Annotated in this window: 9 protein-coding genes and 1 pseudogene; 5 read left to right on the forward strand and 5 right to left on the reverse strand. The window is 67.9% G+C overall.

The features are described 5' to 3' along the window. The first annotated feature begins 462 nt into the window (after positions 1 to 462). The gene (locus ID574_RS59125) at positions 463 to 855 is read left to right on the forward strand and encodes a hypothetical protein (protein WP_188197846.1); all 393 of its coding nucleotides are present in this window, start codon (positions 463 to 465) and stop codon (positions 853 to 855) included. On the opposite strand, the gene ID574_RS59130 is transcribed toward ID574_RS59125, so the two are convergent. Both ID574_RS59130 and ID574_RS63380 read right to left on the reverse strand, forming a co-directional pair. Continuing rightward, on the reverse strand, positions 821 to 1,684 hold the full coding sequence (locus ID574_RS59130) for a pentapeptide repeat-containing protein (protein WP_188197847.1): 864 nt from the start codon (positions 1,682 to 1,684) through the stop codon (positions 821 to 823). The two genes, ID574_RS59125 and ID574_RS59130, sit on opposite strands and share 35 nt — an antisense overlap. A 165-nt stretch (positions 1,685 to 1,849) precedes the next feature. Continuing rightward, positions 1,850 to 2,159: pseudogene (locus tag ID574_RS63380) on the reverse strand (MFS transporter); the annotation flags it as partial. A 461-nt stretch (positions 2,160 to 2,620) separates the two neighbouring features. On the opposite strand from ID574_RS63380, the gene ID574_RS59135 reads away from it, so the two are divergent. Together ID574_RS59135 and ID574_RS59140 are read left to right on the forward strand one after the other, a co-directional pair. Next, entirely contained in the window at positions 2,621 to 2,881 is a 261-nt protein-coding gene (locus tag ID574_RS59135) for a type II toxin-antitoxin system Phd/YefM family antitoxin (RefSeq protein WP_188197848.1), read from the forward strand. Then, positions 2,866 to 3,273, forward strand: a complete 408-nt coding sequence (locus tag ID574_RS59140; protein ID WP_188197849.1) for a PIN domain-containing protein — start codon at positions 2,866 to 2,868, stop codon at positions 3,271 to 3,273. The genes ID574_RS59135 and ID574_RS59140 overlap by 16 nt, the downstream gene beginning before the upstream one ends. Here ID574_RS59140 and ID574_RS59145 read toward each other — a convergent pair. The 3 genes from ID574_RS59145 to ID574_RS59155 form a co-directional block, all read right to left on the reverse strand. After that, positions 3,255 to 3,632: a hypothetical protein gene (locus ID574_RS59145; protein WP_188197850.1), complete on the reverse strand. Its 378-nt coding sequence runs from the start codon at positions 3,630 to 3,632 to the stop codon at positions 3,255 to 3,257. The genes ID574_RS59140 and ID574_RS59145 overlap by 19 nt on opposite strands. 63 nt (positions 3,633 to 3,695) lie before the next feature. After that, positions 3,696 to 5,453, reverse strand: a complete 1,758-nt coding sequence (locus tag ID574_RS59150) for an ABC transporter ATP-binding protein (RefSeq protein WP_188197851.1) — start codon at positions 5,451 to 5,453, stop codon at positions 3,696 to 3,698. Continuing rightward, entirely contained in the window at positions 5,450 to 7,177 is a 1,728-nt protein-coding gene (locus tag ID574_RS59155) for an ABC transporter ATP-binding protein (protein ID WP_188197852.1), read from the reverse strand. The genes ID574_RS59150 and ID574_RS59155 overlap by 4 nt, the downstream gene beginning before the upstream one ends. 137 nt (positions 7,178 to 7,314) lie before the next feature. Here ID574_RS59155 and ID574_RS59160 point away from each other — a divergent pair, with 137 nt between their 5' ends. Beyond that, positions 7,315 to 8,055, forward strand: a complete 741-nt coding sequence (locus ID574_RS59160; protein ID WP_188197853.1) for a polysaccharide lyase family 20 protein — start codon at positions 7,315 to 7,317, stop codon at positions 8,053 to 8,055. A gap of 216 nt (positions 8,056 to 8,271) precedes the next feature. Beyond that, on the forward strand, positions 8,272 to 8,748 hold a 477-nt coding region (locus ID574_RS59165; RefSeq protein WP_223167277.1), incomplete at its 3' end, for a carbohydrate-binding protein.

The following is an 8,748-nucleotide window of genomic DNA, read 5'->3' on the forward strand; positions in this document are numbered from 1 at the left end:
CGACTGGATGGATCAGTGGAACGACGACCCCAAGCCGTTCGTCTGGACCAAAACCGCCGAAGAGATCCTGGAATCCCTCGCTAAATATTGCCGACGAATTTCAGGCGCATGACACTAGTAAGTGACGTACTGAGGGACGATTGAGGCGTACGAGCTCGGACGCTCGCGGACTCTCGGAAACTTCCGGCGCAGGTCACATGCCATATTCGCCCTACTGGCGACCACGGTTAAGTGGCTTCGCATCGAACGGGTCGGAGTCCACTCCCTCATCTCCACATGGGCCGTAATCGAGGCGGCCTGAATCTTTGACGTAGTTCTGTTCGATCGTCCGGTTCGGGCAGGGCCCCGGTTCTTCGAATTAGAGCCCCGTATCTCGCGCCGTTGAGGGTGTTGATCCGCGGGTCGGAAATCGGCCCACATCCGCTGCGTTCCCTGTGGGCTTGATCGGTAGAGTGGCCGGCCATGGGCGTTCTCGTCGACTACTTCACGGCGGACTCCGACCAGTCCGCCCGGCTGGCCCTGGATGGCGGGCCGGAAGGCATGAACCTGACGTACGTCGATTGCAAGGGGTGGCTCGACGAGCTCGACACGCTGGTCGCGGAGCTCAGCGGACGCGATCTCAGCGAGTTCGGGGACAGCGAGACCAGCGTGGACGACGGCGAGTCAGCGGGGGTGGACCGGGCAGCGTCCGAGACCGTTGCCGCGCTCGCCGCCGTGGACGACGTGCGGTTGCGTGAGTACGCCGAGGAGGAGCTGCTCGACGAGTTCGAGGTCGAACGCATCACGGCCTTGCGGGATCTGGCCCGTGAGGCGGTACGGCTCAATCAGGGGCTGTACCGCTGGACGTGCGTCTGAACGCCTCGAACAACTCCTCGCGGAGCGCGGGTGGCAGTTTGCGGCCCATGTCCAACGGACTCACCAGCGCCTGGTTGTCGTTCTGTGCCAGGGCTGTGTCCGCGAGGAACTCCAGGCTGAAACGGGCCTCCTTCCGGTGCTGTGCGTCCTGCCACCGCTCCACCAGGGGCAGCACCGCGTCCACACGCACGCTGATCCGGTCGAGGAGCGCGTAGCCGGGCAGGCCGGGCCAGCGCTGAGCCTGCAGGTCGATGTGATGGAAGGCGACGTAGTCCAGCTCCGCGCCGGTGAAGTCGTTTCCGGTGAAGTCGTTGCGGTCCCTGCCCAGGGCGGCCTGGTGGTCGGTCGGGCGGCCCCAGAAGTTCACCTTCCGCACGCGACCGAGGAAGACACAGTCGACGAACTCTGCTTCGAAGGTGTTCGTCTGGTCTCTCAGTCGAGACCGGTCGAAGGTGCATCTCTCGAAGCGGACATTGCCGAAGAAGGTGGAGGACGCGAAGCGAGTGCGCCGGAACACGCAGTCGCGGAAGACCGACTGCGGCCAACCGACGCCGTCCCATGTCCCTTGCCTGCAGGTCGTGGCCATCGAGAGGCGCTGGAAGACGACGCCCGTGAAGTCGCATTTCTCGAACTCGCTGCCGTGAACGGTGAACTCGGCGAACCGCATTCCGGAGAAGTCCACGTCCACCAGCCGTGCCCTGTCGAAGGTCACGCTCGACACTCCGGCGGGCAACTCGAACCGCTGACCGCGAAGCTCACCGCGCGCGATCCACGCAGGATCCCATCCTTCTGGACTGGGCTGGAGGCTGAGTTGCTCGAACGCGCTCATGTGAGCCGCCTGCTGCGGCCGCGATAGGAACGCGTGTCCGCGGAGCGTCTCATCGCGCTGGGAGGCCCGGCTGCGATGGTGTTCGCTGAGAGAGCCACGTCATGCATATGCGGAGTCTGGCAATCCCATCCGACAAACTGCCGGGATCGGGGCGGCGTCTCAACGGAGAGCTTGGGCGATCGTCCGTCCGAAGGCTCCGCCCAAGATGGCGCCGAGCGCGTAGCCGATCGCCACGCCGAGTAACGCACGGAAACGGGGAACACCTCGGCGTACATGGCCGACATGGGCCCATAGGACAGGCCAAACCGACGGTCAGTACGACGATCGCCGTTGCGAAGAGCCAGATGTTGCAGGTCCCCATCAACAGGAAGAGAGGGATCATCCACACGAACATGAACGAGTAGCCGATCTGGAAGGTGCGGATCCGGCCGATCCGATCGGACAGCACCCCTCCGTACAGCGTGAAGACCAACCACGCGGGTGCCCGGCTGGGGAGCTATGCGGCGCGGGAGCTGCACGCCGAGATCGTCCAACAGCGGCTGTTCCACGCTGTGCGGATGGATCCGATGCTGCGGACAGGATTCGGCCGGATCATGTTGCGCACGATCTCGCGCATGGCACCGCCTACCGGGCGACGCTCTTGTCCTATCTCGAGAATTTCGGAGATGCCCGAGCTGCGAGCACAGAGTTGACCCTTCGCGAGAACACCGAGCAAGCGGGTCAGACGCTCGCAGGAACTCTTCGGGATCATGCTCGAGAATCCGACGCGCCGATTATTGCTTGAGTTGGAGCTTGGGGCGGAGGTGCCTGGCGCCACGGGTGACTCCGGCTGAACTGGCTGAGGCGCGGGCCTTCTGGAGGCGCTCGGTGAATCGAGGGAGAGACCACCGCGCGCGTTTGCGACCGCGAGTCCACGGAATCAGATAATCTGATTCCATGAAGGTGATGACTGCCACAGAAGCGTCTCGGAGCTTCGCGACCGTCCTCGACGAGGCCGAGCGCGGGGAAACGATCGTGGTGACCCGTGGCGGGAAGCAAATCGCCGTGATCGGCCCCGCGCCCTCTGCGCCGGGGCGTATGGTCAAGGCGTTTCTGGCCAGAAGCGCGGGAACACTGGATGCGGATTTCGAGGCTGACGTCGCGGCGGCCCGCGAGGCGATCACTGACGAGATGAGGGGCACGTGGCCCGACGCCTGATCCTGGACACGGGTGTGCTCATTGCGGCCGAGCGAGGCAAGGCGTCCGTGGACACGGTGATCGACGACGCCGATGATGTGGCGATTGCGGCGATCACCGTGGCCGAGCTGCTCGTCGGTGTGGAACTGGCCGATGCGGCCCGACGACCTAATCGACAGGCCTTCGTGGACGAAGTCCTGGCGTTGATTCCCGTCGAGGAGTACACGACTGACGTCGCCAGAGTTCATGCGCGGCTCATGGCGCATGTCCGACGAGAAGGCAAATCGCGGGGAGCGTACGATCTGCTGATCGCGGCGACGGCCGCAGCCACCGCGCGAACAGTGATCACGATGGATGCCTCGGCCGCATTCCATGATCTGCCAGGCGTTCGCGCTCAGGTGGTTCCTCGCTGACCGTCGACGGCAACACTGACCCCGTGCCGTGACCCTGAAGCCGGGCGCGTCGGCGCTGACTCGCACGGGCCGGTCAGCGGGTGGTCGCACAGGCCTGCGGGCGTCTTCGAGGGTGGGGGCACGAGCGCGTAGCCGGCCTGGCTCGCCTCGTGGGTACGACGCGGCGGCCGCCGAGCAGGATATCGGCGCCGGCCCCGACGAACATCCGCCACTGCGCGCAGGATGAACTCGACTGCATCGTCCGGGTGGATCGACGTCAGCCACTGCGTACCAGGGGCGAAGTAGGCCGCCTTGCCTTTGCGCGCCTGCGCAAGCTGGTACGGCAACCCGCCGCCGTCGGCGGCGAGCACGTAACCCATGCGCAGCGAGCGTCAGGCCGGGCATCCCCGGTAGCCCTGGTAGGTCGTTCCTCTACTAGCGTGTCACTGGTAGGCGGATGCCTGGAGGTCGTACAGGTGGGCGTACCGGCCTCCGAGAGCGATGAGCTTGGCATGCGTGCCGCGCTCGATGATCCGCCCGCCGTCGAGCACGACGATCAGGTCGGCCATCCGGATGGTGGCGAACCGGTGCGAGACCAGCAGGGTAATCCCGCCGGTCGCGTGCTGCCACTCCTGGGCCGCCTCCGCGTACCGCCGGTAGACCTCGTACTCGCTGGCCGCGTCCAGCGCGGCCGTCGGCTCGTCGAGGACGGCGAGGAGCGGCGTGGACCGCATGAAAGCCCGCGACAGAGCGACCTTCTGCCATTGGCCGCCGGAGAGCTCGACGCCGTCGCCGAGGGCCTTGCCGAGCCGGGTCTCCTCGCCCTCCGGCAGGCGGGCGAAGACCTGGGCGGCGCCGCCCTTCTCGGCGGCTTCCGCGATCTCGTGCATCCCGGGCAGGTGCCCCACGCCGACGGCCTCGCGGGCCAGGAAGGGGAACCGGCTGAAGTCCTGGAAGGCCGAGGTCATGCGTTCCCGCCAGGCGGTGGGATCCATCTCAGTGAGGGGTGTCCCGTCCACGGTGATCGTTCCGTTGGTCGGCTGGTAGAACCCGCACAGCAGCTTGACCAGCGTCGTCTTCCCGCTGCCGTGGTCGCCGACCAGTGCCACCGTGGCCCCGGACGGGAGATGCAGGTCGATGCCGCGCAGCACGGGCGGCCCGCCGTACGAGAAATCCACGCCTGAGAAGGTGATGCCATCGCGGAGCCGGCCGGGCGGGGAGAGCGGGCCGCTGGAGCCCGCACCGTACAGGTCGCGCAACCACAGGTAGTGGCCGGCCATGGTGAGGCCGCGGCCGGCGAGGGTGAGCGCATGGGTGAGCAGGTCGAGCTGGCCCCTGATCTGGCCGCCGAGCGTGGCTACCAGCAGGAGCGCGCCCGGACTGACCGCGCCGGAGAGTGCCAGCTGGACGGTGAGGTACAGCGCTCCGAGGAAGGCCGCCACGAAGATGAGCGAGCCGATCAGGGTGAGGCCGCCGACGGTGAGTGTGGCCCGCCCGAGGATCGCGGCCCGCTCCTCACGCAGGCGGCGCGCGATTGCGGCGGCGTGGGCGCCGGAGGTGCCGAGCCGGAGTTCCTTGGCCGAGTTCGCCTCGGTGATCGTCGTGAAGAGGTGCTGTTCTGCCCGGTTGCGCTCGGCGGTCTCCGCCCTGGCCGCCTCGGTCCTGCGCGAGGTGGTCCGGGTGAGCAGGATCGACGGCACCGCGAACAGCGGCAGCGCGAGCAGCACGGGATGGACTCCGGCCAGCAGGATCGTGGTGATGACCAGCCAGAGCCCGCTCTGCACCACGTTCAGGCCGGCCAGCCCGGTGGTGACGGTCCGCCCGCCGAGGCCGCGGATCTGCTCGATCCGGCGGAGCGACTCGGTGTCCTCCAGATGCGCGGTGGTCGGCAGGGTCGCGCACCATCGGATGATCCGCCGGTCCAGTACGGTGCCGACCTCGTTGCCCAGCAGGCCGGCCTGCACCTGCATGACGCGACCGCCGGCCAGGACGAAGGCGCCCGCCGTCGCCGCGCAGAGCGCCCCGCCGATGAGCAGCGGCCGGGACCCGGTGAGCACACCGTCCACGATCCATTGCAGGCCGAGGGCGGTCAGCCCGGGGGTGACCGCGCCGAGCGGGGTCAGGATGAGCAGCAGCCAGGTGCGTCCCGGCGCATGGCGCAGGCACTCGGTCAGCAGGGTACGGATCTCGGAGAACTTCATGCGCCCTTCTCGAACTGCTGGGCCTGGAGGCGGAACATTCGCGCGTACTCCCCGTCGGCGGCGAGCAGCTCGTCGTGGGTGCCGTCCTCGGTGATCCGCCCGCCGGACAGTACGACGATCCGATCCGCCTTCCGCACGGTGGAGAACCGGTGTGAGATCAGGACGACGGTCGCCTGGCCGCGCACCTCACGGATGCGGTCGAAGGCCTCCAGCTCGGCCTCGATGTCCAGGTTGGCGGTCGGCTCGTCCAGCACCAGCAGCCGCGCTCCGCAGGCGGCCGCCAGCGCCACCCGGGCAAGCGCGATCTTCTGCCACTGGCCACCGGACAGGTCGCCGCCGTCGGCGTACTTGGGCGAGAGCACCGTCTCCCAGCCCTTGGCCAACCTCTCGATCAGCCGGGTCGCGCCCACCGCGGTGGCCGCCGCCTCGACCTGCTCCCGCGTCGCCTCCGGCGCGGCGATCCTGATGTTCTCGTACGCGCTCAGCTCGTACCGGTTGAAGTCCTGATAGACCGCGTACGCCGCGGGATCGGTGACCACGGTGCCGCCCTGCGGGCGATATTGGCCGGTGAGGAGCTTGGCGAGGGTCGTCTTCCCGGCCCCGTTCACGCCTACGACCGCGATCACCTCGCCGGGCCGGAGGGTCAGCGTCAGGCCGTTCAGCACGCGGACCTCCCCGTACCCGAAGTCCACGTCCCGAAGGGCGATCTCTCCGGCGCCGTCCGGCCGGGGCGGCGGCTCCAGGTCGGGGGCGAGCGCGCGAATCCGGGTGACCGCGTCCACGGCGGGCATCGCGATCTCGTCCATGTCCTCGCCCTGGCTGGTCATGGTGATGACGAACATGGCCGAGACCGCGCCGATCGTCGCCGCGATCCGGCCGACCGACACCTCACCGGAGGTGGCCACCGCCACGTACACCGCCGACGCGGTCGCGGCCCACCCGAGGAAGACCGACATCTCGCGCCGGAGGAGCGCCACTCTCGAGTCGATGACCCGCCGCATGGCGTCGGCGATGTTCTCGTCCGCGTGTTTCTGCAGCCAGTCGGTCAGCCCGAAGATCCGTACTTCCTTGGCGTCCCGGTTGTCCGACATCATCGCGGCCCACGCGCGTCCGCGCATCGCGGCCGGCATGGTGCCCGACACCACCTTGAAGAACTCCCGCCACATGCTTGCTCGGTAACGGCCCAGCAGCAGCGCCACCGCGGCCGTCACCGGACCCCACCACCACACCACCTGGGAGAGCACCAGCATCGCCGTCACCAGCCCCGCCATGGTCAGCCCGGCACGGAACCGGCCCACCGCCGCCGCCCCGATGCCCTCGTCGGTCCAGGTCAGCAGCGGCGACCGCATGGTGGTCAGCTCGTCCTGGACGGCGACGTCCTCCACCCGGTCCAGGGTCGGCAGCGCCAGCACACGGGAGGTCAGCTCCTCGCGGACCGCGGCGTCGATCCGCCGCCCCACCCGTTCGGCCAGCGGCCGGCTGATCGCGCGGAGCACGTTGCCGGTGACCAGCAGCCCGCCGAGCAGCGCCAGCACCGTTCCGATGCCGGTCGCCACGGGCGCGGCCACGCCCTGCGCCAGGCGGCCCACCAACTCACCCGTCACCAGGGCCACCGCGGTGGGCTCCACCAAGAGGAACAGTTCGAGGAGGGAAAGGGCTGTCAACCACGGCCAGCCGGCAAGCATGAGGAACCCCAGCAACCGGCGCTTGGGGGATAAGGGCACGACCGCACCCTATCGACGACGCTTCGACAGCGCGTGGCGGAGCGGCTTGCTCCGGCGGATTCTTTTAAGTAGCTTTCCTAATAATTCTGGGCCTGTGATATCTCGCCTCTCAAATGCCCCCCACGAAAGAGGATCACATGCGTCGACGATTGATCACTGCCATGATCGTGTCCTCGTTCGCGGTCCCCGCACTGGCTCCCGCCGGCCCGGCGACCGCCGCCCAGGTGTTCTTCCAGGACACCGGAACCCTGACCGGCTGGAGCAATTACCCACAAAAGCCACAGAAGCAAGGCGTGATCCGTACGGTCAGCAGTCCCGTGTACAAGGGGGCCACCGCCATCGAGGCGCGGCAGACGTACGTCAACGAGGGCGGGGGGTATCACTCCGAGACCGTCCAGAGCCGGACCCAGTCGGTGGGCCAGGACCGCTACTACGGCCAGGCCATCTACCTGGCGCCGAACTGGCAGTTCCACAACCAGAACGTCACCTTCCAGCAGTGGTCGCCCGAGGATCCGGAAGGGCCCTGGGAGCTGATGTTCGTCCAGAACGACGAGCTGCGGATCGGCGGCTCCGGCGGCTTCGCGGCCACACTCGCCAAGATCACGAACCTTCGTGGCACGTGGATCCGGATCGTCACCCGCCTGAAGTTCCACAGCACCGCGGGCGCCTTCGAGGTCTGGGTCAACGGACGGAAGGTGTGGAGCAGGACCGGGGTCGCGGTGCTGCCCAAGACCTCGCAGACCATCCGGTGGTCGTCGGGCATCTACTGCACCGCTTGGCGAAACGGCACGCCCGCCGGCCCGAGCGTGCTGTCGATCTATCACGACCACGCCAGGATCGCCTCCTCGTACGCCCTCGCCGAGCCCGCCAACTGGTGACACGCCCTGACGCTCGGCCGTGACCGTCACGATCTCCTGCCGTCCGTGAAAGTTTCACCGGCAGTTGACGCGAGGAAAGCGCTTTCCTACTGTGGCGTCGGTTTCATCGATGTTTCCATGCTTCGCCCGGGCAACGACACACAAGGCGACCTCGTACGCGGCGTCCCGGCGCCTCAACATGCGCCCGCGCCGCCGTACCCACACCACTGGAGAACGATGATGCGCCTGAAAGCCGCCCTCGCGTGCGCCGGCCTGTTAGCCGGCACATTCGTCGCCCTGTCACAACCCGCCGCGCATGCCGCGCCGACGCGCTACGAGGCGGAGACCTCGCCCGCGGTCTGCACCGGCACCATCGACAGCAACCACTCCGGGTACTCCGGCAGCGGGTTCTGCAACGGCAACAACGCCACCGGGGCCCACGCCCAGTTCACCGTCAACGCCGGCGCAGCCGGCACGGCCACGCTCGGCGTGCGCTTCGCCAACGGGACCACGAGCGCCCGGCCCGCCGCCCTGATCGTCAACGGCTCCACCGTCCAAAGCGTCTCCTACGAGGGCACCGGCGCGTGGAACACCTGGGTCACCAAGACCCTGACCGTGTCGGTGAACGCGGGCAGCAACACCATCCGGCTCAACCCGACCACCTCGGGCGGCCTGCCCAACATCGACTACCTCGACTTCGAGGCAGGCGGCACA

The sequence above is a fragment of the Nonomuraea sp. SYSU D8015 genome (genome assembly GCF_008065375.1).
Lineage (GTDB): Bacteria > Actinomycetota > Actinomycetes > Streptosporangiales > Streptosporangiaceae > Nonomuraea.

Coding starts and splice junctions, on each gene's coding strand:
- ID574_RS59125 (WP_188197846.1), top strand. CDS start 463: ATGGGCGTTCTCGTCGACTACTTCACGGCGGACTCCGACCAGTCCGCC.
- ID574_RS59130 (WP_188197847.1), bottom strand. CDS start 1,684: ATGAGCGCGTTCGAGCAACTCAGCCTCCAGCCCAGTCCAGAAGGATGG.
- ID574_RS59135 (WP_188197848.1), top strand. CDS start 2,621: ATGAAGGTGATGACTGCCACAGAAGCGTCTCGGAGCTTCGCGACCGTC.
- ID574_RS59145 (WP_188197850.1), bottom strand. CDS start 3,632: ATGGGTTACGTGCTCGCCGCCGACGGCGGCGGGTTGCCGTACCAGCTT.
- ID574_RS59150 (WP_188197851.1), bottom strand. CDS start 5,453: ATGAAGTTCTCCGAGATCCGTACCCTGCTGACCGAGTGCCTGCGCCAT.
- ID574_RS59160 (WP_188197853.1), top strand. CDS start 7,315: ATGCGTCGACGATTGATCACTGCCATGATCGTGTCCTCGTTCGCGGTC.